Annotated in this window: 19 protein-coding genes and 1 riboswitch; of the genes, 3 read left to right on the top strand and 16 right to left on the bottom strand. The window is 68.4% G+C overall.

The annotated features are described in order from the left end of the window. Positions 1-99: 99 nt before the first annotated feature. From purN to WFI54_RS04005, 10 genes are all read right to left on the bottom strand, one after another. Positions 100-711, bottom strand: a complete 612-nt coding sequence (gene purN, locus WFI54_RS03960; RefSeq protein ID WP_336651474.1) for a phosphoribosylglycinamide formyltransferase — start codon at positions 709-711, stop codon at positions 100-102. Between the two features lie 166 nt (positions 712-877). Next, positions 878-1429: a hypothetical protein gene (locus tag WFI54_RS03965; RefSeq protein WP_336651475.1), complete on the bottom strand. Its 552-nt coding sequence runs from the start codon at positions 1427-1429 to the stop codon at positions 878-880. Then, positions 1429-3141: an ABC transporter permease gene (locus tag WFI54_RS03970; RefSeq protein WP_336651476.1), complete on the bottom strand. Its 1713-nt coding sequence runs from the start codon at positions 3139-3141 to the stop codon at positions 1429-1431. Before WFI54_RS03970 ends, WFI54_RS03965 begins: the two co-directional genes overlap by 1 nt. A gap of 1 nt (position 3142) precedes the next feature. Beyond that, positions 3143-4246 (bottom strand): thiamine ABC transporter substrate-binding protein, encoded by a 1104-nt coding sequence (locus WFI54_RS03975; RefSeq protein ID WP_336651477.1) that lies wholly within the window; start codon positions 4244-4246, stop codon positions 3143-3145. Next, a riboswitch (TPP riboswitch) is annotated at positions 4241-4350 on the bottom strand. It overlaps the preceding gene by 6 nt. 58 nt (positions 4351-4408) lie before the next feature. Continuing rightward, on the bottom strand, positions 4409-6109 hold the full coding sequence (locus WFI54_RS03980) for a cell division protein PerM (RefSeq protein ID WP_336651478.1): 1701 nt from the start codon (positions 6107-6109) through the stop codon (positions 4409-4411). Positions 6110-6148: 39 nt separating this feature from the next. Next, complete coding sequence (locus WFI54_RS03985) at positions 6149-7009, bottom strand: ABC transporter ATP-binding protein (protein WP_336651479.1); 861 nt, start codon at positions 7007-7009, stop codon at positions 6149-6151. Further along, complete coding sequence (locus tag WFI54_RS03990; RefSeq protein ID WP_336651480.1) at positions 7006-7824, bottom strand: ABC transporter permease; 819 nt, start codon at positions 7822-7824, stop codon at positions 7006-7008. The genes WFI54_RS03985 and WFI54_RS03990 overlap by 4 nt, the downstream gene beginning before the upstream one ends. An 11-nt stretch (positions 7825-7835) precedes the next feature. Then, the gene (locus tag WFI54_RS03995) at positions 7836-8834 is read right to left on the bottom strand and encodes an aliphatic sulfonate ABC transporter substrate-binding protein (RefSeq protein WP_336651481.1); all 999 of its coding nucleotides are present in this window, start codon (positions 8832-8834) and stop codon (positions 7836-7838) included. A 108-nt stretch (positions 8835-8942) separates the two neighbouring features. After that, entirely contained in the window at positions 8943-9623 is a 681-nt protein-coding gene (locus WFI54_RS04000; protein WP_442918449.1) for a response regulator, read from the bottom strand. Positions 9624-9712: 89 nt separating this feature from the next. Continuing rightward, a complete protein-coding gene (locus WFI54_RS04005) occupies positions 9713-10921 on the bottom strand; it encodes a sensor histidine kinase (RefSeq protein WP_336651482.1) in 1209 nt (402 codons plus the stop codon). Positions 10922-11028: 107 nt separating this feature from the next. On the opposite strand from WFI54_RS04005, the gene WFI54_RS04010 reads away from it, so the two are divergent. Beyond that, positions 11029-11814, top strand: a complete 786-nt coding sequence (locus WFI54_RS04010) for a GAP family protein (protein WP_336651483.1) — start codon at positions 11029-11031, stop codon at positions 11812-11814. A 39-nt stretch (positions 11815-11853) separates the two neighbouring features. Here WFI54_RS04010 and WFI54_RS04015 read toward each other — a convergent pair whose 3' ends face one another. The 5 genes from WFI54_RS04015 to WFI54_RS04035 all read right to left on the bottom strand — a co-directional run bounded on the left by WFI54_RS04015 (position 11854) and on the right by WFI54_RS04035 (position 17361). After that, a complete protein-coding gene (locus WFI54_RS04015; protein ID WP_336651484.1) occupies positions 11854-12903 on the bottom strand; it encodes a hypothetical protein in 1050 nt (349 codons plus the stop codon). Between the two features lie 246 nt (positions 12904-13149). Further along, the gene (gene sucD, locus WFI54_RS04020; protein ID WP_336651485.1) at positions 13150-14052 is read right to left on the bottom strand and encodes a succinate--CoA ligase subunit alpha; all 903 of its coding nucleotides are present in this window, start codon (positions 14050-14052) and stop codon (positions 13150-13152) included. A 30-nt stretch (positions 14053-14082) separates the two neighbouring features. Next, positions 14083-15249 carry an ADP-forming succinate--CoA ligase subunit beta gene (gene sucC, locus WFI54_RS04025; protein ID WP_336651486.1) on the bottom strand — a complete coding sequence of 389 codons (1167 nt, stop codon included), beginning with the start codon at positions 15247-15249 and terminating at the stop codon, positions 14083-14085. A gap of 116 nt (positions 15250-15365) precedes the next feature. Next, entirely contained in the window at positions 15366-16391 is a 1026-nt protein-coding gene (locus WFI54_RS04030; RefSeq protein WP_336651487.1) for a GGDEF domain-containing protein, read from the bottom strand. Further along, entirely contained in the window at positions 16384-17361 is a 978-nt protein-coding gene (locus WFI54_RS04035; protein ID WP_336651488.1) for a GGDEF domain-containing protein, read from the bottom strand. Before WFI54_RS04035 ends, WFI54_RS04030 begins: the two co-directional genes overlap by 8 nt. 223 nt (positions 17362-17584) lie before the next feature. Here WFI54_RS04035 and WFI54_RS04040 point away from each other — a divergent pair, with 223 nt between their 5' ends. Next, positions 17585-18214, top strand: coding sequence for a TetR/AcrR family transcriptional regulator (locus tag WFI54_RS04040; RefSeq protein ID WP_336651489.1), 630 nt, complete (start codon positions 17585-17587; stop codon positions 18212-18214). Between the two features lie 100 nt (positions 18215-18314). On the opposite strand, the gene WFI54_RS04045 is transcribed toward WFI54_RS04040, so the two are convergent. After that, the gene (locus tag WFI54_RS04045; RefSeq protein ID WP_336651490.1) at positions 18315-20897 is read right to left on the bottom strand and encodes an ATP-dependent helicase; all 2583 of its coding nucleotides are present in this window, start codon (positions 20895-20897) and stop codon (positions 18315-18317) included. A gap of 244 nt (positions 20898-21141) precedes the next feature. Here WFI54_RS04045 and WFI54_RS04050 point away from each other — a divergent pair, with 244 nt between their 5' ends. Continuing rightward, positions 21142-22128, top strand: a complete 987-nt coding sequence (locus WFI54_RS04050) for an asparaginase domain-containing protein (protein ID WP_336651491.1) — start codon at positions 21142-21144, stop codon at positions 22126-22128. Positions 22129-22215 lie beyond the last annotated feature (87 nt).

The following is a 22215-nucleotide window of genomic DNA, read 5'->3' on the forward strand; positions in this document are numbered from 1 at the left end:
TGGCGATCAGGGGCTGATACTGCGAGCGGGTGCTACTCCGATGGGGTGCGGTGCTCGGCGAGGCTCATATCGTTGGCGGTCAGGGGTGTGTTGGAGGGCTCAAACCTGGGCTGCGGCGGTCAGCTCGAGCTTGCCGAGCGCGATCTCGCGCACGGTCTGCACGAGCAGCGGGCGTTCGAGCTGTTTGATGCGCTCGTGCAGTGCCTCTTCGCTCTCGCCGTCGCGGATATCGACGCGCGCCTGGCGCAGTACGGGGCCGGTGTCGACGCCCTCGTCGATGATGTGCACGGTGACGCCGGTTTCGGTGGCACCGGCGGCGAGCGCGTCGCGCACGGCGTGGGCACCGGGGTAGAGCGGCAGCAGTGCGGGGTGGGTGTTGATGAGGTGCGGCGAGAATTCGCGCACGAAGCCCGCGGGCAGGATGCGCATGAGGCCGGCGCTGACGACGAGGCCGGGTTCGGGGCCGGTGCCGACGCCGTGCTCTTGGATGGCGGCGGCGAGCATCTGCCCCCACTCTTCTCGTGAGGCGTAGTCGCGGGGTCGCACCACGAAGGTGGGCACGCCTGCGGCTTCGGCGTGGGCGAGGCCGGGGGCATCGGTGTCGGAGCCGACGCACACGATCTTCGCGGGGAACTCTGGATCGGTCGCAGCTTCGAGCAGCGCCTGCAGGTTGCTGCCGCCGCCGGAGATCAGAACCGCAAGTTTCAGCACGGCAACCAGTCTACCCGGCGCGGCGCTGCCCAACCGCTCGGCCCCGGCACCTCGAATCCGCCGCCGATCTGGAACCTGCCGTCGATATGGAATCCGCCTGAGATATGGCGGATCCGCCCAGGAATGCCATATTGACGGCAGAACTCATATCGAAGGGCTGGCAAGATCACACCCGCCGCACGTCGTCGGCGAGGCGCCACGGCTCGTGTTCGGCGTAGAGCGTGTCTTCCTGGGTGGCCCAGCGGTCCCAGTGGGGGGCGTAACTGTCGCCGTCGCGGGCGAGGGCTCGGGATCGGCGCACCTCGTCGGGGCAGTCGAGCCAGAGGCTGCGCACCACCGCACCCTCCCCCGCTGCCCGCACGGCCCAGCGGCGGGCCGCTGCGAGGTTGCGGGCCGTGATCGCACCGCACCCTTCGATCACGAGCGGCGGGCGGAGTGCAATGCGATGCTCCTCAGCAAAGGTGCCGGCATACCAGTCGTAGCGGTGGTAGCGGCCCTCGTCGAGCACTGCGGCGAGCGCGGCGGATCCTTCGGCGAGCCCGTCCCACCCCGGGTAGAGATCTTCAACGCGGAGCAACTGCGGCTCGGCAGTGGAATGATGCGGATCAGCGCCGGCAGCGCCCGCCCCGCGCAGCTCCCGCACGATACGCGCGGCAAGCGAGGTTTTGCCCGATCCCGAGCGCCCGTCAATGAGCAGCACGTCGAAACGATCCTCCATCAGAACAGTTCCCCTTGCCGTCGCCCGCCCCAGCGTCCGTCAACTCGCAGCCGCTCGGCGATGAGCATGATGGCCGCGGTGAGCGTGCCCAGCAGCACCGCCGCTGCGAGACCCGCGCCGTAGCTGCCTGGTGCTTGGTGCCCGATCAGTTCGCCCACCGCGACGGGCAGGGTTTGTGCACCGGGCCGCACCAAAAACGAGGTCGCCCCGAACTCGCCAAGCGACGCCGCGAAGGAGAATCCGAGCGCGAGACCCGCGCTGCGGCCGAGCAGCGGCAGGTCGATGGTGCCGAGCACCGTCATCGGGGCGGCGCCGAGGGTCGCCGCGGCGAAGCGGATCCGCTCATCGATGCCGCGCAGCACCGGCAGCAGAATGCGCACCACGAGCGGCAGCGCCACCAGCGCCTGCGCAACCGGGATCAGCACCGTCGAGGTGCGCAGATCGAAGCCGATGCCGAGGGGCCGGTGCATCGTGATGAGCAGGCCGAAACCGAGGGTCACCGCCGACACCCCGAGCGGCAGCATCACGAGCCCGTCGAAAAGGCCCTGAGCGCGCCGTAGCCCGGGCGCGGCAGGCTTGCGCGACAGCACCAGCGCGATGAGCATTCCCAGCACCAGCGCGAGCAGAGCCGCGATGGCCGCGATGCGGATCGACAGCCACACCGCCTGCGCAACCGGGGCGTCGAGCGGCAGCTCGGCTGGCGGCTGCACAAGCGCCGCGTAGTTGGCGAGCGTCCAGTCGCTGTCGCGGCCGCGCAGGGAGCGGATCACGAGCGTCAGCAGCGGCACAGCATGCAGCAGCAGCGCGGTGCAGGCGAAAACGAGGATCGCGGGGAGGTCTGCGAGGCCGGGCCGCCGCTCGCGGGGGGCGTCCTCGCGCAACTCCACGGCCCGCTCGCCCGCGCGTCGCAGCCGCGCCGACACCACGAGCGTCGCAGCAACGATGGCGAACTGCGCAAGCGACAGCACGGCAGCCCCCCGCAGATCGAGAAACTGCACCGTCAGTCTGTAGATCTCGGTCTCGACGTTCGAGAACTCGCGCCCGCCAAGAATCAGCACGATGCCGAACGATGTGGAACAGAAGAGAAACACGAGGGCCGCGGCCGATGCGAGAGCGGGTGCAAGAGCCGGCAGCGTGACGGTGCACCAGGCACGGATCCGCCCCGCCCCCATCACCCTCGCCGCCATCGCTGAGCTGTCGTCGAGCCGCGCCCAGAAACTGCCGACCGTGCGCGCCACCACGGCGACGTTCGGAAACACGAGGGCGAGCACCAGCACGGTGAGCGTGCGGTCGAGCCCCAGCCATTCGAGCGGCCCCGCCGGCCCGAACAGCGCCGAGAAGGCGACGCCCACCACCACCGTCGGCAGCACGAAGGGCACGGTCATCAGCCCGTGCAGCAGCGTGCGCCCAGGGAAGTCGAGTTTGTACAGCACGTAGGCGGCGGGCACGCCGAGCACGACCGCGAGCGCCGCAGCGAGACCGGCCTGCAGCAGGGTCTGACCGATGACCCGCCAGGTGCGGGCCGCCCCGAACACCTCCGGCACGGCCCCCAGATCGAGGCGACCGTCGTCGGTGAAGCCCGTGGCCACGAGCGAGAGCACCGGCCACAGGAAGAAGACGATCAGGAAGGCGAGCGGCAGGGCCGTCGCGAGGGTCCACCCCGCGACGGCCCACGCGCTCGTGCGCGCGGCGGTCCTGCTCCGCCGCGCCACGTCAGAGCCCGATCGTATCGCCCAGGGTCTGCAGCCAGCCCTCGCGGCCCCGCTCGATCACGCTGGGCGCGAGGTCGTGGGTCTGGCCCTCGGCGGGCTCGGGTGCGAACTTCGCCCACGCCTCGGGCATCTCCACCGATGCGTCGACGGGGCTCATGTACATGGCGTCGGGGATGGTCTGCTGAAACTCGTGCGACACCAGGTAGTCGACGACAGCCTGCGCGCCGGCCTTGTTCGCGGCGCCCTGCAGCACGCCAGCGTACTCGACCTGGCGAGTGCAGGTGTCGAGCAGTGCCCGCGTGCGGCTCGCAGTCAGTTCGTCGTCGACGGTGTACGCGGGCGACGAGGCGTAGGAGACGACGATCGGCTTCGTGCCGCCTTCGCCGCCCTGCGTGAACTGGCCGTAGTAGGCGTCGCTCCAGCCCTGCTCGATGCGGGCGCCGTTGTCGGTGAGGCGCTGCCAGTAGTCGGCGAAACCGTCCTCGCCGAACTTCGCCACGGTGCCCACGAGGAAAGAAGCCCCGGTCGAGGATGCGGTCGGGTCGAGCAGCGCGGTGAGCGCGGCGTACTCGGGCTTTGCGAGATCTTCGTAGGTGGCGGGCTCGGCCAGCCCCTGCTCGGCGAACCAGGCGGGGTCGATGTTGACGCAGGTGGCGCCGTGATCGACGGGGGTGAGGGAGAACGGCTCGCCGTCTGCGCCTTCGCCGTCGATCGTGAACGCGAGGCCGCTGTCGGGGAACCCGGCCGGTCGGTAGGGCTCGACGACGTCGCGCTCGATGAGCCGCGAGGCGAAGATGTTGTCGACGCCGAAGAAGGCGTCGGCGATGGGGGCACCCGCGGTGAGCACCAGCTTGTTGGTGAGTTCGCCGCCGTCGCCGGCGGAGATTACCTCGACGTCGTAGCCGGTGGCGGCGCTCGCGGCCGCGGCGACCTCGTCGTTCGGGAACGAATCGTGCACGACGAGCGTGACCTTCTCGGTCTCGGCCTGGCCGTCGGGGGCGGATCCCGCGCAGCCGGTGAGCGCGAGACCGCAGACCGCGGCGAGCGCGATGAGCGGGGCGGCGACACGACGGGCGGGGGTGTGCGTGGGGCGTGCAGGCATCATTGAAGGCTTCCTTCCTCCGCTGGAATGAACCAGATCAGGTTGAACGGTCGGAGCACGCGTGCTCCCTCTCAGCCCCTCGCGTTGGGACTCCCGTGGATTGCCTGTCCAGCCTAACAGCTTGGGCGGGCGGCCAGGCCAATGACTCGGGCGGGCGGATCGGGCTCAGCGCTTGCGGCGCAACCAGGGGCGCGGGCGGTGGGGCGGATCGGGCTCGTCGCCGAGCGGCGCGCCCTCGTCCCAGGAGTAGGCGCGCAACAGTGCCTCGGTGTCGTGGGCGGTGTCGTCATCGACGGCGGGATCTTCGGGTTGGCGAGCGTCGCGGGCTGCGCTTGCACTGGCTGCGCCATCGTGGACTGCGGTCGCGGAGTCGGAGGCGTTGATGTCGAAGGCGGCCGTATCGAGTGCAGCGGTGTCGAGCGAAGCCGTGTCCTGCGCATCTGCGGCTTCGTCACCAGCATCATGCGCAGCATCGGCACGCGTGTGAACGAGCGGATCCGCCGCATCATCACCCTGCGCAGCCGCACGCAGCACCTCGTCATCAGACTCGCTCAAGAACGGCAGCGCTCCCGCGTTCGGCTGCTCGCCCCGCACCCGCCCCTGCGCCGCTCGCACGGCATCGGGCAGCGCGATCCGCACCCGCTGCAGATCCACCCGCGACGCTGCAACACCGAGCAGCAGACCGGCACCCAGCTCACCGGCCGCAAGCCCCCCAGTCAGCCACGGCTCAGCACCCACAGTGTCGAGCCTGCCAGGCCCCACCGAACCAGCGGCGAGCGCGCACAGCGCCGCCACCGCGAGCCCCGCAAGAGCCGCAGCAGCAACCGCAGTGGTGAGCATCACAGCCCAGCTCGACCGCCGCTGCAGCGGGCCGCGGGCGAACCACACGCCCAGCAGCACACCCATCAGCACCACCGCCGCCGGGGCGAGCGCGCCGAACGCCCCCCACCCCTGCGGGATCGCCCCGAACAACGGCAGCGCAGGCAGCGGTCCCAACAGCGCCTCGAACGGCGTCGCCGAACTCCCGGCCCCCACCGCGAAGCCCGCCCCCGTCAACCACGCAACGCCCCAGACAACCGCAACAGGCAGCAGCGCCAACTGCACCAGGAACACCAGCACCGACCCCAGCGGATCAAGATGCAAGCCCTGCGTCAACGCGATCACATGCGGGTAACCCACCACCACCGCAACCGTGAAGGCGAACGCGGCAATCCCCAGCACAGCAACGATCGCAGCCGTCGCGAGACGAACCACCTCAGCCACGCGCACCGGCATTGCCGCCGCCGCATACGACGCCCCCAGTCGTTCCAGCGCGCGCTGCGCCGCCCGCGTACACGCCTGCCACCAGCCGTGCTCGTCACGCGCAGCACGCACCACGAACGCCGCAGCCGAAACAGCGCCGTAGCTCAGCGCCGGCACCAGCACCTCAAGCCACAGCGGCCACACCCCGAACGGGGCCGCCACCGTCGCCGCAGCGAACGCGACAAGCCCAAAGCCGAACACACCCCCGAGCGACCCCGCGGCGCCCGTGCCACCGCGCGCACCAAACCGCCACCCGGCCCGCGCCGCAAGCAGCACCGTCACGAGGGTGATCCCCAACGGCGCAAGCGAAATCACAAACGCGAGCGGTTCCGGGGCGAGGCCCAAACCCAACGCCGCCTGCGCATCGATCTCAAGCCGCATCGGCACCCAGTGCGCCAGCAGCCACACGCTCGCGATCCCCGCAGCAACAGTGCCCGGTTCTGCAGCCAGCCCAAACACCACCGTCCACAGCAGCAGCGCAGGCACCGCAACAACAGCGAGCCCGGCGAAGGCGACGGCAGCCGCCTCGATCGCGGCGACCACGGCGGTGACTATGGCTCTCATCGCCAGCAGCTTACTCCGCATCACCGAGGAGGCGCCGACTCACCCCGTGCGGGGCGCGTCGCGGATCAGCGCGAGAATGTCATCACTCAGACCACGGAACTCAGGGCTGCGCTCCGACGCTAGCGTGCGCGGGCGCGCGATGGGCACATCGATAATGCGCTGCACGCGGCCCGGGCGCGGGCTCATCACCACCACCCGATCGCTCGTCACCACGGCCTCATCGATGTCATGCGTGACCAGCAGCACCGTCAGCCGGTGCTGTTCCCAGACCTCGAGCAGCAACTCCTGCATCGTGCGGCGCGTCAGCGCATCGAGCGCCCCGAAAGGCTCATCCATCAGCAGCATGTCCGGGCCATAGCTCAGCGAGCGAGCCAGCGCCACCCGCTGCTGCATGCCGCCCGAAAGCTGTGCCGGGAAAGAACGTTCGAAACCGTCGAGCCCCACCAGCCGCAAGAACTCGCGGGCCCGATCCGCACGATCACCGCGCGACAACCCGGCCTCACCGCGCAAAGCGAACTCGACATTCTGCTGCACCGTCAACCACGGCATCAGCGTGGCCTGCTGAAACACCACCCCACGATCCCGGCCAGGCCCGGTCACCTCACGGCCGCTCACCTCGATAGTGCCCTCGCTCGGCTCATCCAGACCCGCGACAAGCGACAGCAGCGTCGACTTGCCGCAGCCCGACGCGCCCACGATCGACACGAACTCATTCTCGGCCACCGCCAGATCGACGCCCTCAAGCGCCGTCACCGCGCGATCGCCGCGACCGAACCGCTTCACCAGCCCGGCAATCTTCAATTTCGGCGCAACCGCAATATCACCCGCAACCACAGCATCACCCGCAGCTGCAGCCCTGGCCGAAGCCCCGGCCGAAGCCGCCCGATCCTGACCGCTCATGCCCGACCTTCCTGATACGCGAACATCCGGCGCCCCGCGGCACGCATCGCCTGGTCGAGCACCAATCCCAGCAACCCCAGCACGAACACGTAACCGATGATGAGATCCGTCTGGAAGAAGCGCTGCGCCACCGTGATGCGGAAGCCCATCCCGCTCGACGCCGCCACCAACTCAGCAACCACCAACCAGGTCCACGCCCAGCCGAGGGTGATCCGCAACGCATCCCAGATGCGCGGCATCGCCGACGGCACCACGATACGACTGAGCAGCTGCAACCAACTCAGGCCGAGCGTCTCCCCCAGGCTCACCAGCGTGCGCGGCGTGCGGCGCACCGCATCAGCGACCATCAGCACCTGCTGGAAGAACGTGCCCATCCAGATGATCAGAAACTTCTGCCCCTCATCGATGCCGACCCACACGATCGTCAGCGGCACGAACGCCACCACGGGCATGTAACGGATGAAATCCATCAGAGGCTCGAGCGCGGCCTCGACCCGCGGGCTCACCCCCATCAGCGTGCCGATCGGCACCGCCATCACCGTCGCCAGCACGAAACCCACCAGAATGCGGAACGCGCTCACCCCGATATCGGCCCACAGCTCACCGTTCGCGGCCTGCGCCGCAAGCGCACCCAGCACCTCACCCGGGCCGGGCAAGAACATCGGATCGACAAGCCCGAGCGCCGCGACGAGCGCCCAGATCACGATGAGCAGCACAAAGGTGCCGACGGCCGTCGCGAGGTAGGCGGGGCGGCCGATAGGACGCCCGATGCGGGCGCGGCGGCGCGACTGACGGGGCGGGGCTGAGCTGGTCATCGCTGCGCTGGCTACTTGCCGAGGAACTCGGGGCGGATCGCGCCTGCGGCGTCGACATCGCCCGAGATCAGTCCGATGCGCTGCGCCACCGCGATCAACGCAGGCAGCGTCTCAGCGGTGTAGGCACCGTTCAGCAGCTCACGGTTCTCGGCGAGCGTGTAGAAGTGCACGCCGTCGAACGCGCTCTCCAGATCTGCAACATCGGAGCCCACCCCGGCAGCGATCACCGCACGCGCCTCAGCGGTGTGCTCGTCGGTGAACGCGACGGCGTCATCCCACGCGGCAAGCACTTCGCGCACCTCGTCGGGGCGCTGCTCGAGCACGTCGTTGCGCACCACGAGCACATCGGTGATGAGGCCCGGGTACTCGCCCGCGGTGGTAACGGTCTCGATGCCCTTGCCAGCGCTCAGCGCCTCGCTGATGTAGGGCTCGTAGGTGACGCCTGCGTCGATGCTGCCCGACATCAGCGTGGGGGCCACTTTATCGGCCGACAACTCGACGGTCTCGATATCGTCGAACGACATGCCTGCGGTCTCCAGCGCCTCTGCAAGCAGAATCTCGCTCGTCGCGCCCCGCTCGAAGCCCACCTTCTTGCCCGCGAGATCCTCGACAGAGGTGACGCCCTCGCCCGCGATGATCGCGTCGGCCTCGGTTGCCGAGTCGAGCAGCATCACGATCGAGACGTCAACGCCCTCCTCGATGAACTGCAGAGCGGCCTGCGCGCCCACGTTCGCCATATCAAGACGCCCCGCGGCAAGCGCCGCGTTGACATCGGCATCGGCGTTGAAGCTCGACAGCTTCACATCGATGCCACGGTCAGCGAAAAAGCCCTGATCCTCAGCCACATACCACTGGCCGTAGCCCAGCCACGGCTGCGTGCCCATGCGGATCGTGTCGCCCGCGGCCTGCTCGGAGGAGGCTGCGCCGCTCGCGCAGCCTGTGAGGCCGAGCGCGAGAGCGGCTGCGGCCGCGGCGGTAACGGAAAGCGAACGAAGCAGACGACTGGTCACAGGGGTCCTTTCGGGGGCTGCCGCGCGGCAGAAGACCGCGGATCGGCTGTTGAGATGCCGGAACGAAGCGGGCGCGCGGATCAGCCCGCGCAACCCCACCATTCTACGTCACCCGTCGCGTAGTGATCCGCCGCCGCTCGCGGTGCGCTCGCGGCGAGGGCTGGCGTCGACCTGGAGCCCGGAATCAAGCCGCGCGTCTCGCGCGAGCGCGGCGGCGTGCGCGCGGTTCTCAGCGCCGAGCTTGACCAAGATACTCGAGACATGTGTTTTGACGGTTGGCACCGAGATGCCAAGCCGTGCCGCGATGCGCGCGTTCGAGCGGCCCGAGCGCATCGCGTCGAGCACCTGCCGTTCTCGAGCCGTAAGCTGTTCGAGGCCCGGCAGCGGCGCCGACACGTTTACCTGCGACGCCGATGCGAATGCTGCGAGCGCCCGCCGGGTCACCCTGGGATCGAGCACGCCCTCGCCAGCCGCGACTCGTCGCACCGCTTCGACGAGCGGAGTCGCCTCTGTGGTCTTCAGCAGGAACCCGGCAGCTCCCGCTCGAATGGCCGCGAGCACCAGTTCGTCTTCGTCGAAGCTCGTGAGCACCAGCACTTCGGCGCTTTCCTCGGCGACGATGCGGCGGGTGGCCTCGACGCCATCGATCCCCGGCATGCGCAGATCCATGAGCACGACGTCGGGGTGCAGTGCAGCCGCGTTGCGGATCGCCGCCGCACCATCGCCTGCTTCACCTACCACGACGACGCCGTGAGTCTCGAGGATCATGCGGAGGCCCTCGCGGATCATGCCGTGGTCGTCGGCGAGTAGCACCCGCGGAGGCGTCTCACCGGATCGCCCCGAGCTCACCGCCGCAGTCCGCTCATCGTCCCCCGCCTTCACGCTGCTCCCTCCTCAGGCAGTCGGGCGCGCACCGCCCACACGCCGGCGCCCTCCGGCCCGGCGAAGAGATCCCCGCCGAGCGCGCGCACGCGCTCTCGCAGCAGTTCCAGCCCCATTCCACTGCCGATGAGCGCGGGGCTGGCGAGGGCGGAGCCTCCACGCGAGACCACGTCGACGCGCACCTCGCCCTCGCCCCTCGACAGCCGCACGTCGACGTCGGCGCCCGACGAGTGGCGCACGCTGTTCGCGAGCGCCTCGCGCACCACGCTGCCCACGGCCTGATCGAGCTGCGCGGGCAACCCGCTGCCGCCCTCGTCGCTCAGCGTCGCGGCGACCCCTGAACCGTTCGCGGCCTCGACCAGCCCGGGCAGCCCGGCACGGCCGGGCGGCAGCTGGAAGTCACGTTCACCCGTCCGCAGCACCTGGATCATGGTGCGCAGCGCACCGTGGGCTTCAAGGCTCGCGTCGCGCATGGCACGCAGGGCGCGCCGCTCATGTGTCTCGCCAGCAGGACTCGCGGGCAGTCCGAGCGCGGCCTCGCTGCGGATCGCGATCGCGGAGATGTGCCCTGCGACGACGTCGTGCAGCTCACGGGCCATGCGATCGCGCTCTCCCTGCACCGCGGCGGTGCGGTCGAGCTCGGCGAGCCGGGCAGTGTCGTCGGCTCGCTGCCGGTAGAGCGCGACCAGCTCACGCGACTGCGCAACTGAGTTCGCATACCAGTACGTCAGCCCGGCGAGCCCGACGAACTGGATGCCCACCATCACCGCCTCTCGCGGGTCGTCGGAGAGCACGAGGGCGGCCAGCACGAGAGCAAGCGCGCTCACGATCACCACCCCGAGCATGCGCCTACGCTGGGCCGGGGAGAGACGAACCGTGCGCGCGTGGAAGAGCTCGAGTAGCACGAGCAGCGGTACGAGCCCACCGACGGTGAGCAGGTCGGCGATAAAGACGCCCCCAGCGGCGATAAGGCCCATCAGCGGCGCGCGACGCCGCAGCAGCACCAGCGCGCAGGCGGGTGCCGCCGTCGCCAGCCCCCACCACGGCGATACCCCGCTCGGCAGCAGCGAGAACATACTCCACAATCCCGACCACCCCAACGCTGCGAGCACGATCGCGAGCACCAAGTAGCAGCCCGCGAGCGCCGCCGGTCGATCGGCGATCGCGCGGAGCACCCCGTGGGGCCGCGCCGTCTCAGTGGTCATACTTCTATCCAAGCAGCAGCATCGGACATTCGTCTCCGTCGAAAGGATGAGGCGGTGTCGTGCCTTCCGCCGATGTGCAGGCGCGGAATAGCCGCGAGAGTGGCGTCATGCTCGTCACCGCCCAGCTTCCGCTCCTCGCCGATGTCCCACTGCCTCTTGCCCTCGCGCTACTCGCCTTGCTCGACGGGCTCAGCGTCGGCACCCTGCTGATCCCCCTGTTCTTTCTCATCGCACCGGGGCCGCCTCGTGTCGCCCGCATCCTGCTATACCTGGGCACGATCACACTGTTCTACCTCGCGATCGGCGTGCTCTTCACGCTGGGCCTCGTCAATCTCATCGACGCGGGACGCGATTTCATCGGCTCGACGCTCGGCCAGTGGGTGCTGCTTGCGGGCGGGCTCGCGCTGCTTGCGAGCGGCATCGTAATCGGGGTGTCGGATGCGCTCAAACGAAAGGCCGCAACGACGGGGCCTGACAGCAACCCGACGGCTCAAACAAGCGGGCGGATCCTGCGGTGGCGCGACCGCCTGCTTTCCGACGGCACGGGACGCGCCGCAGTCGTGGGTGTCGCGCTCGCTGCGGGCCTCGCCGAGGTGGCGGGCATGCTTCCTTACCTCCTCGGCATGACGATGCTGGCCGATGCTCCCATCGGCATGCCGACCCGCTTCGCGATGCTTGCGGGTTACTGCGTCGTGATGATCCTGCCCGCCCTGATCCTGCTGGCTGCACGCCTGGTCGCCGCACGCTCTGTTGACCGCCCGCTGCGCCGCCTCACCGGATGGATGCAGCGCACGGGCGCGGAGAACACGGCGTGGATTCTCGGCATCATTGGCTTCCTGCTCGCCAGATCAGGCGCGACGCAACTCGGGATTGACCTGCCGATCATAAGTTGAGCAACGGCCGGAAGGATCGTCGTGGCGTGATCCGAGCCGCTACCAGGCTGCGGCGACCGCCCGATGCGTCTCGAACAGCGGGACCGTGGTACCCTCGGGGGCGCGGCCGAAGCCGCACTCGGTGGCGACGCCGAAGGAGCGGGACACATGCTGCTGGGCAGCCGCAATGCGGCGCTCGGCTCCCTCTGCGCCGTCCTCGCGGTGCACGAGACCGAGGTAGAGCTCGGTTTGCTGCGGGATCGCGAGCCCCGCGAGCGCCGCGAAGTACTCGGCGTCGTCGCGTTCGATCGGCACCGGGAGGTGCAGCCAGGTGAGCGGGCGCTCTGCGGCCCCGACCGCGAGGTTCGCGAATCGCACCAGGTTCTCGGTGTCGCGCGGCTCGACGAAGTGCTTCTCGGCAACGTCGCCGTAGCAGAGATGCACGCCCACCTCCACGTCGGCTGGCACCTTGTCGATCTGGCGCGCAAGCCGCGCACTGGTGCCGGCCCAGACGTCGTCGAACCATTCGTAGGGCTCACCCATGAAGCTCTTCTGCTCTTCGAGCATCGCGAACTCGAGCGCCGCATCCCATTGGATCGCGAGCTCGTGGTGCGGGATCGCAGCGAGCATGCGGTCGAGCTCGGCGGCGAGCGCTCGCTCGTAGACCGGCTCGAACTCGGCGCGATCCGCAGCCCACACGAAACTGCCGACCACACCGAGCGGCGTGGGCAGCGACACCTGGAAGCGGGTGGCCGCGGGAATCACACCCTCACCCTTCAGCCGTGAGAACACGGCGTACGAAGCGAGCGCAGCGTCGGCGTAGCCGAGCGGCGGCAGTTCGAGATCGGCGGCGCGCACCCCCTCGGCGAGGCGCACCTGGCGCATGTCGAGCATGCGCAGCGGGATCGGCGCGTCACCGACTCGCTCAATGCCTTCGGCCGCGCCCAGCCTGTCAGCCTGGAACACGATCCAGTGAAAGCGCTCCCCCACCTCGCCGTCGGGGATGCGCTTGAGGCGGTCACCGAGATGCTCTGCGGCGGTGCGCATCGTGGTCTCGGCGTCGTCACAGTTGATGCTGCCGACGAGGTGTGCTCCCTGGGGTTCGCTCATGCGCTCCAGTGTAGTGAGCGGGGTTGGAGGCCTGGGTGCTGAGCCCCTGTCCCTGCCCCGCTGCCAGAACGCGCGAAAGGCGGATTTCGCATGCGGATCGAAGGATCCAGCTGCGAAATCCGCTCTTCGAGAGGGTGGATCGCGATCGCACGAGCACAGGCGTGCAACAGGGGCGGATCGCACAGCTGCGCGATCCGCCCCTCAGCACCGGCGAGCGCACTCGCCCGCCCCTGCAACCCGGCCTGGTTACAGTGCCGCGTACGCCTCGCGCAGCAGCTCTGCGGTCTCGGTGGGAGTCTTGCCCACCTTGACGCCGGCGGCCTCGAGGGCCTCCTTCTTCGCCTGCGCAGTGCCCGCCGAACCCGACACGATGGCGCCGGCGTGGCCCATCGTCTTGCCCTCGGGTGCTGTAAAACCAGCCACGTAGCCGACCACAGGCTTCGTCACGTTCGCCTTGATGAACTCGGCCGCGCGCTCCTCGGCGTCGCCACCGATCTCACCGATCATCACAATCGCCTTCGTCTCGGGATCTGCCTCGAACGCAGCCAGGGCGTCGATGTGCGTCGTGCCGATCACGGGGTCGCCGCCGATACCGATCGCCGTCGAGAAGCCGAGATCGCGCAGCTCGTACATCATCTGGTAGGTGAGCGTGCCCGACTTCGAGACCAGGCCGATCGGGCCCTTGCCCGTGATCGTCGCAGGTGTGATGCCGGCAAGCGCCTCACCGGGCGTGATGATGCCGGGGCAGTTCGGGCCGATGATGCGGGTCTTGTTGCCCGTGGCCTTCGCGTGGGCCCACAGCTCAGCAGAATCCTTGACGGGCACGCCCTCGGTGATGATGACCAGCAGGCCGATGCCCGCATCGATGGCCTCGACGGCGGCGTCTTTGGTGAAGGCCGGGGGAACGAAGGCGACCGATACGTCGGCGCCGGTCTGCTCCATGGCCTCGGCGACCGTCGCGAAGACGGGCAGCTCGACAGCATTGCCGTGCTGATCGGTGTGCGTCACCGTGGTGCCGGCCTTGCGGGCGTTCACGCCGCCCACGATGTTCGTGCCCGAGGCGAGCATGCGCGCGGTGTGCTTGGTGCCCTCGCCGCCCGTGATGCCCTGCACGATGACCTTGGAATCCTTGTTCAGGAAGATCGACATTCTGTTGCTTCTTTCCGTGAGTCTCGTGGGTTAGCGGGCGTTCGCGAGTTCGGCAGCCTTGTCGGCGCCCTCGTCCATCGTGGCGGCAAGCGTGACGAGCGGGTGCGCAGCATCGGTGAGGATCCGGCGGCCCTCCTCGACGTTGTTGCCGTCGAGTCGCACGACGAGCGGCTTGTTCGCCGAATCACCGAGCTTCTGGAGTGCACCCACGATGCCGTTAGCCACCGCGTCGCAGGCGGTGATGCCGCCGAAGACGTTGACGAACACCGACTTCACCTGCGGATCACCGAGGATCACATCGAGACCCGCAGCCATCACCTCAGCCGACGCTCCACCGCCGATATCGAGGAAGTTCGCGGGCTTCACCCCGCCGTGGTTCTCGCCGGCATACGCGACCACGTCGAGCGTCGACATCACGAGGCCCGCACCGTTGCCGATCACACCGACCTCGCCATCGAGCTTGACGTAGTTGAGATCCTGCGCCTTCGCCTTCGCCTCGAGCGGATCCTCAGCGGCCTTGTCTTCGAGCTCTGCGTGCTCGGGGTGCCGGAAATCGGCGTTCGCATCCAGCGAGACTTTGCCGTCGAGCGCGATGATGTCACCGGCGCCGGTGAGCACCAGCGGGTTCACCTCTACGAGCGTCGCGTCTTCGCCGGTGTACACCGCGTAGAGACGTTCGAATACGGCAGCAACCTTGGCGACCAGCTCTTCGGGGAACTTCGCTGCGCGAGCGATCTCCTCGGCCTTCGCGGCGTCGATGCCGACGATCGGATCGACCTCGACCCGCGCCAGCGCCTCCGGCTTCTCGACAGCGAGCTGTTCGATCTCCATCCCCCCCTCAACCGAGCACAGCGACAGGTACGAGCGGTTGGCACGATCCAACAGCACCGAGAAGTAGAACTCCTGCGCGATGTCGGCGCCGGCGGCGACCATCACACGCTGCACTACGTGCCCCTTGATGTCGAGCCCGAGGATGGCCTGCGCCGCCTCGAAGGCCTCATCGGGGGTCTTCGCGACCTTCACACCGCCGGCCTTTCCGCGGCCGCCGGTCTTAACCTGAGCCTTGACCACGACCACGCCGCCGAGCTTCTCGGCTGCGGCTCGCGCCTCCTCCGGTGTGTCAGCGACGATGCCGGCAAGCACCGGCACTCCGTATCGCTCAAAAAGATCTCGTGCCTGGTACTCGTACAGATCCACGTACTGTCCTTCGCTTGGGAGTAATGGTGATCCGAGGCAGAAAAATGTCTCGATGTCGAGATATATCGACAATTCGAGAGTCTAGCACCGCGATATGGGCGCCTCCTCGCCGCAACTCAGCTCAGGCGCCGTGCACCACGACCGAGATACAGCGCAGCATCGGCGCGCGCGATCGCCCCGTCCAGTGTCTCGGACGGCTGCACCACCACCACACCCCACGACCACGAGAACGGAGACTCCTCGTGCGCGCGACTCAGATTCGCTTCCAGCTCCCCCGCACCGGCGTGCGCCACCAGCACGAACTCGTCTCCCCCGAGCCTCGCCACGAAGCCGCCGCCGCGACCGGAGTGCCCGCGCATGCCCACCATCGCAGACCACTGCCGCACCGACTCGCGCAGCGCCGTATCACCGGCCGCATGCCCTCCCGCGTCATTAACGTGCTTGAAATCATCGAAGTCGATCACGGCCACCGCCAGCGGCTCGTCGAGGCGTGCGGAACGGCGCAGCATCCGCGATCCCGCCTCCGCCATCCCTCGCCGGTTCAGCGCCCCCGTCAGCGCGTCGATGCTCGCCTGCGTGCGCAACTGACGACGCACCGCCCGCGCACCCTCAAAGCAGAACAGCATGATGATGAGGGCATAACCGATCATCACGATCGGCGATCCGACGGCATGGCCCATGTTGGGGTTCCAGATCAACGTGCTCGACACCCGCACCATGCTCAAGCCGATGAACCCCCACGCGATCACCGTGGGATAGAACCAGGCCACGTAGAGCGCCACCAGCGGCAACTCCAGCAGCGCGTTGATCTCGGCGTGACTGTGGCGGGAAAACAGCAAGAAGTAGCTCGACCAGGCCTCCATACCTGCCACAACCACCAGGCCCGCCCAGAGCGGATATCGGCGCCCCAACACCAGCGGAATCACCGCCAGCAGCAGGTACAACACCAGCCATAGGACCACCATCCAGCGCTGGATGTGCGGATGCCCCACCAATAGGTCGGAGGCGAACACCAACACGAGCATGAGCGGAATCAACGCACTCACCGTCGAGAACGGCGTCTGCCAGCGCACCCAACGCCGCAGCAGCGCGGCCGCACGGTCGAGCACGCCCGCCATCATGTCGCCCAGCCCGCTAGTCACCGCTGCTCACCCGCCGATCACGCTTCGACTGCTTTTCCCGATATAGTTCGACGTCAGCTCTCGCGAGCATCGCCGCCGGCGTATCGCCGGCTCGGGACTCTGCGATCCCCGCCGACCAGGGATGAGGGGTTTCGCTCCGCAAGCGGTCCACAATGCTCTGAGCCTCCTCGGCCTGGACATGCGGTAGCAGCAGCACGAACTCATCCCCGCCGATCCTGCCGACAGCGTCACCGGCACGCAGCTCCGCTCGCCAGCCCGAAGCCGTCTCGAACAGGGCCTCGTCACCGGCCGTGTGCCCGCGAGTGTCGTTGAGATGTTTGAAGTCGTCGAAATCGATCACCACAAGGCAGAACGGATCCCGCCGGGTCGAGCGGCGCTGCAGGCGGTGCGTGATCCGCTCGATAATCGCACGCCGATGGTAGGCGCCTGTCAGCGGATCGATTGCGGCCGACTGCGCCTGCCGACGCCACAAATACATGCCGGCACCGAAGCAGAACAGCATCGCGAGCAGCGCATGCACCGCAACGGGGGCCCCGATGACTCCGTCCGCTCCGAACAGCGGATTCCTCAGCATCGTGACACCGAACGACATGAGACACACCAGCACCAGCACCAGCGCCAGCCGCGGCCGCACGAACCACCCCAGGTAGAAGGCCACCACTGGGAGCTGCTGAGCGGAGGAGATCACCGCCTGAGGGTCTTCGGCGAGACCCAGATAGTAGGTCTGGGCCACGATGAAGATGAGCACACTGAGGATGCCGATCCACCGCGGAACCTGCTTGCCAAAGATGAACGCCGCGCACCCACCCACCACGCAGAACAGCAGCAGCCCCCACGTCATCGCGGGATTGCCCATGCCAGCGTGAAATACCACATCGACCACAAGCGTGATCCCGAGCAGCAGCGCAGCCGATGACAGGTACAGGGAGTGCGCATCCTGTCGCCGCATCAGCGCTGAGACTTGCCTCATGACTCCCCTTCCCCGGCGTCTCCCCATCCCGTCGAACACCCTGCCCGTTGCTGCCAGCGTACACACGCTTCAGTGTGGAATCACCCTGGTTTCACCCTGCACGCTGCCTCGCGGCCACCGGAATCCCAGGCTGCGAGCGGTATGCTGAAGGGGCTGCTGACAGTGGAGTTTCCCCGCGGAGGCATCAGGCCTCTCCGGCAGCCGGTGAACAAGGGAGGTGGACGTGGAAGAGACCAAGACACCCCAGCGCGAGGGTCTGCGGGCGCGCAAGCGTCGCGCAACCGAAAACGCCATCGAAACCTCGGCCGTGAAGCTGGCCCTCGAACACGGCGTTGAACACGTCACCGTCGAGGCGATCTGCGAGATGGCAGACATCTCACGCAGCACCTTCTTCAACTATTTTGCCGGGCGCGACTACGCCATCGTGGGGCGCGCGATCAACATCCCGGAGGGCGACGCAGCGTTCGGGGTGCTCGACAGCTGCCCCGACAACCTCACCCTTGGCATCCTTCGCCTCGTCTTCGCCGCGATCGGGCACAGCAACGTCAACACCGAGGTGGCCCGTCTGCGCGCCCAACTGCTCGCCGAGCAGCCAGAAGCCGCACGCCTTGCGCTCATCTCCATGCTCGAATCGGCCCACCACCTCACCACCACGGCCACCGCCTGGCTCATCGCGCACCCCGAGCACGCAAAGCTCGACTCCCCCTCCCGGGAGGCCACAATGGCGGCGTCGCTCGCGCACGGCGTCATCAGCGCGCAGCTCGGCGAGTGGATGCAGCGCGACGGCGACATCGCCGCCGACGAAGACGACCTCACGCGCATCATGCAGGAGTACCGCATCCTCATCGGCTGAGCCGACTGGCCGCGAAGATTCGCGGGCCCCTGTGCGCGGATCAGGGCGGATCGGGAGGCGGATCGCACCAGCGATCGACCCCCGTCACCACACCGGCGGCTCAGTCGACCTTCGTGATCGGAGCGAGCTTCACGAGCAGCTTGCGCTCCCCGACAGCGTCGAACACGACGTGCGCGATCCGCTTCGAACCAGCACCAGTGATGCTCGTCACCCGACCTTCGCCGTACTCGTCGTGGCGGATGCGATCGCCAGAGGCGAGTTCGAGGTCGCCATTGTCGCGCGCGGCACCGCCGATCATATTGGGAAAGCCACCGCCCGCTGCCTGCGCCGCCTTCGCCTGCCGTTTGCGCTCGCGCCACTTGTCAAGCGCTGACTGCATATTGCCGCTGGCCGGCTCGCTGACAGCCGCTGATCCGTAGCCGCCCGAGGTACCGAACGACACCGAGGATTCAACGCGCCCCCGCGCCCGAGCCGCACCCGATCCGTAGCCCGAGCCCGAGCCGCGAGGCGCATTGAGCGCGCGCGATTCGGTGCCGCCGCGGCCTGTGACCTCACCAGGCGACTGCCGCCAGTCGATCAGCCCCTCGGGGATCTCCTGCAGGAAGCGCGACGGCATCGCAACAGAGACGTCGCCGAAGGTGGCGCGGGTGGAGGCGAGCGTGAGGTACAGCTGCTCGCGGGCGCGCGTGATGCCGACGTACATCAGGCGCCGCTCCTCACTGATGCCCCCGACCTCATCGACCGACATCTGGTGCGGCAGCAGCCCCTCTTCCACCCCCGTGATGAACACGGCCTTGAACTCGAGGCCCTTCGCGGTGTGCATGGTCATGAGCGAGACGGTGCCGCTGGTGTCGTCGAGATCATCGGCGGCAGCGACAAGACTGACCTCGGTGAGGAATGCGATGAGGCCGGCGCCCGGCTGCTTCGCGTCGAACTCGCGGGCCACTGCGATGAGCTCTTCGAGGTTCTCGGCGCGCGCATCGTCTTGCGGGTCGCGTTTGGCCCGCAGCTTCTCGATCATCTCGGTCTCGTCGAGGACGAGCTTGAGCACGTCACCCACCGGGGCGGGCTTCGCTTCTTCTGCTGAGTCGTCGGTCGCACCGCCGCCCGCGGCCATACGAGCGGCACGGGTGAGCAATTCGGCGAGCTGCCGCACGGTGCCGCGCAGCTTCGGCCCGATGGCGGCGATCTCGTCGACGCGCAGCATGGCGTCGTGGAACGAGATGCCCTGCGCCTCCTGGAAGTTGGCGAGGTGCGCCTCTGCCATCGGCCCGATCCCCCGCTTGGGGGCGCCCAGCAGCCGCGACCACGCGATCGGGTCGTAGGGATTGGCGATGCTGGTGAGGTAGGCCATCGCGTCTTTGATCTCGGCGCGCTCGTAGAACTTGGTGCCGCCGAGCACCCGGTATGGGATCGCGGATCGGATGAGCAGCTCTTCGAGCGCTCGGGTCTGCGAGTTGGTGCGGTAGAACACGGCGACGTCACCGTAAGCCATGCCGCCCCGGTGCAGTTCTTCGATCTCCTCGGCGACGAAGCGCGCCTCGTCGTGCTGCGAATATCCGGTGAAGCCCACGATCTTCGCGCCGTCGCCCTCGGTGGTGAAGAGGTTCTTCTCCTGGCGGTCGAAGTTGTTGCCGATGACGGCGTTGGCCGCCGACAGGATGTTCTGGGTGGAGCGGTAATTCTGTTCGAGCTTCACGACCTCGGCGCCGCGGAAGTCGCGCTCGAACTCGACGATGTTGCGGATGTCGGCCCCGCGGAAGGCGTAGATCGACTGATCGCTGTCACCCACGACGGTGAGGCTGGCCGGCGGGATGCGGCCGCTCGCGTCGAGCTCGCGAGCCCTGGCGGGAGGCACGAGCCTGCTGACCTCTTCGGGCTCGATGTGGCGAGTGAGTTCGCGGATCAGGGAGTACTGGGCGTGGTTGGTGTCTTGGTATTCGTCGACGAGGATGTGGCGGAAGCGCCGCTGGTAAACCGCCGCAACGTCGGGGTGCGCGCGGAAGAGCTGCACGGTCTGGCCGATGAGATCGTCGAAGTCGAAGGCGTTGGCGCGGCGCAGCTCCTGCTCGTACATCTTGAAGATCTCGACGAAGAGGCGATCCCGCGGGTCGCTCTCGTTCATCGTCGCGGCGTAGTCGTCGGCGTCGCTCAGTTCGTTCTTGAGCTTGGAGATCTTCGAGCCGGCGTTCGCTGGGGTGAAGCCGTAGGTGTCGGCGTCGAGCTCCTTGATGATGCGCTTGAGCAGCGCGCGCGAATCGGCAGAGTCGTAGATGGTGAAGCCCGAGACGTAGCCGAAGCGCTCGGCTTCGCGCCGCAGGATGCGCACACATGCGGAGTGGAAGGTGGAGACCCACATGCCCTGCGCACCCTCGCCGAGCAGCCCTTCGATGCGCTCGCGCATCTCGGCTGCCGCTTTGTTGGTGAAGGTGATCGCGAGGATCTGGCTCGGCCACGCTTCTTTGTTGCGGATGAGGTGAGCGATGCGGTGGGTAAGCACGCGGGTTTTGCCGGATCCGGCGCCGGCGACGATCAGCAGCGCCGGGCCGCGGGACACCACGGCGCGCTCCTGCGCCGGGTTCAGCCCATCAAGCAGCGGATCGCGGCCGTCTGCCGCCCCCGCGCCGCCCGCCGAAGGACCACCGAACGGAGCCCCTGGCTCCAGAAGTTCAAACTCGCTCATCGTGGGATCCAGTCTAGGCATGACCACTGACATTCACGTCCGAGCCTCACCCGATCCGCCCCCTCACTCCGTTCCTCTCCACCCACCCGATCCACCCCCACCCCTGCCCTGCCATCGAGGTCACCCGTATGGCCGTCACCCACCTCCGCAAACGACCCCACGGGTGACCCCGATGACACTCCGAGTCGAGCACGGTGACGCGACGTGGAGCTGAACCGTTCGCCCAGACCGGCAGAATAGAGGGATGGCTACTCCCAGCGTGCTCGTCTTCGCGACGGGCGGCACGATCGGCATGCACGAGACCGACACGGGGCTCGCACCCGACCCCGATTTCCCCGAGGTGCTCGAAGGCCTCGTGGCCGGCATCTGCGGCCCACTCGGCGTCGAGGCGCGCATCAACCACCTGCTCCCCGCGATCGACAGCGCGAACGCCGACGCCGACACCGCACCCCGAATCGCCCGCGCGATCAGCGCTCGCGTGCGCACCCACCGCCCTCGCGGGGTCGTCATCCTGCACGGCACCGACACCCTCGCTTACACGGCGTCGCGGCTCGCGTTCGAACTCTCGGGTATCGGCAGCCCCGTCGTGGTGACAGGCAGCCAGCTCGCCCACGGTGCCCCCGGCACCGACGCCGTCGATAACCTTGCGCTCGCAATCCGCGCCTCGGTGAAGGCGGCACCCGGCGCGCCCGTGTCGGTGGCGTTCGGGGGCGCGATCCTGCCCGCCGTGCGCGCGGTCAAGCACGACAGCGTCTCACTCGCGGCGTTTCGCGCCGAGCGTGCGCTCGCTGCCGGACCCGCCGGAGTGCCTGCGGCCCCGGCCGGCCAGCACTCCCCAGCCGCACCCGCCCGCGTGCTCTCATTCCGCTTCACTCCGGCGGTGACCGCGGCCGATCTGCGCGCGGCTGTGGGCGGGCAGCCCGAGGGGCTCGTGCTGGAGTGCTACGGTTCGGGCAACGCGCCCATGGCGCGGCCAGGCATGCTGGGCGCGCTGCGCGAAATCTGCGGATCGCTGCCCGTGGTGGCCGTGACGCAGTGCTCGGTCGGAGGCGTGGATCTTGCCCGCTACGCGGTCGGTCGCGAGCTGGCGGCGGCGGGTGTGATCGACGGATCCGACCTTACCGCGGAAGCCGCAACGGCCAAGCTCGGCTTCCTGCTCGACCGCGGCCACCGCGGCGCCGAACTGCGCACGCTGATGGAGCAGAACCTCGTCGGCGAACTCACCCGCTGAGCCCCAGAGCGGTCCCCCCTCACCCTCCACCTCAGCGCACCGATCGACGATCCAGCACCCCGAACACCCGAATGGGGGCGCGAGAAC

Source organism: Leucobacter sp. MMO-125 (assembly GCF_037148395.1).
Lineage (GTDB): Bacteria > Actinomycetota > Actinomycetes > Actinomycetales > Microbacteriaceae > Leucobacter.

Excerpts from the sequence above, each read along its gene's own strand:
- WFI54_RS03990 (WP_336651480.1), bottom strand. The coding sequence starts at position 7,824 with ATGACCAGCTCAGCCCCGCCCCGTCAGTCGCGCCGCCGCGCCCGCATC.
- WFI54_RS04045 (WP_336651490.1), bottom strand. The coding sequence starts at position 20,897 with ATGAGCGAGTTTGAACTTCTGGAGCCAGGGGCTCCGTTCGGTGGTCCT.
- WFI54_RS04005 (WP_336651482.1), bottom strand. The coding sequence starts at position 10,921 with ATGACCACTGAGACGGCGCGGCCCCACGGGGTGCTCCGCGCGATCGCC.
- WFI54_RS03980 (WP_336651478.1), bottom strand. The coding sequence starts at position 6,109 with ATGAGAGCCATAGTCACCGCCGTGGTCGCCGCGATCGAGGCGGCTGCC.
- sucD (WP_336651485.1), bottom strand. The coding sequence starts at position 14,052 with ATGTCGATCTTCCTGAACAAGGATTCCAAGGTCATCGTGCAGGGCATC.
- WFI54_RS04035 (WP_336651488.1), bottom strand. The coding sequence starts at position 17,361 with ATGAGGCAAGTCTCAGCGCTGATGCGGCGACAGGATGCGCACTCCCTG.
- WFI54_RS03985 (WP_336651479.1), bottom strand. The coding sequence starts at position 7,009 with ATGAGCGGTCAGGATCGGGCGGCTTCGGCCGGGGCTTCGGCCAGGGCT.
- WFI54_RS04050 (WP_336651491.1), top strand. The coding sequence starts at position 21,142 with ATGGCTACTCCCAGCGTGCTCGTCTTCGCGACGGGCGGCACGATCGGC.
- WFI54_RS03975 (WP_336651477.1), bottom strand. The coding sequence starts at position 4,246 with ATGATGCCTGCACGCCCCACGCACACCCCCGCCCGTCGTGTCGCCGCC.
- WFI54_RS04010 (WP_336651483.1), top strand. The coding sequence starts at position 11,029 with ATGCTCGTCACCGCCCAGCTTCCGCTCCTCGCCGATGTCCCACTGCCT.
- WFI54_RS04015 (WP_336651484.1), bottom strand. The coding sequence starts at position 12,903 with ATGAGCGAACCCCAGGGAGCACACCTCGTCGGCAGCATCAACTGTGAC.
- WFI54_RS03965 (WP_336651475.1), bottom strand. The coding sequence starts at position 1,429 with ATGGAGGATCGTTTCGACGTGCTGCTCATTGACGGGCGCTCGGGATCG.
- WFI54_RS04000 (WP_442918449.1), bottom strand. The coding sequence starts at position 9,623 with ATGATCCGCGAGGGCCTCCGCATGATCCTCGAGACTCACGGCGTCGTC.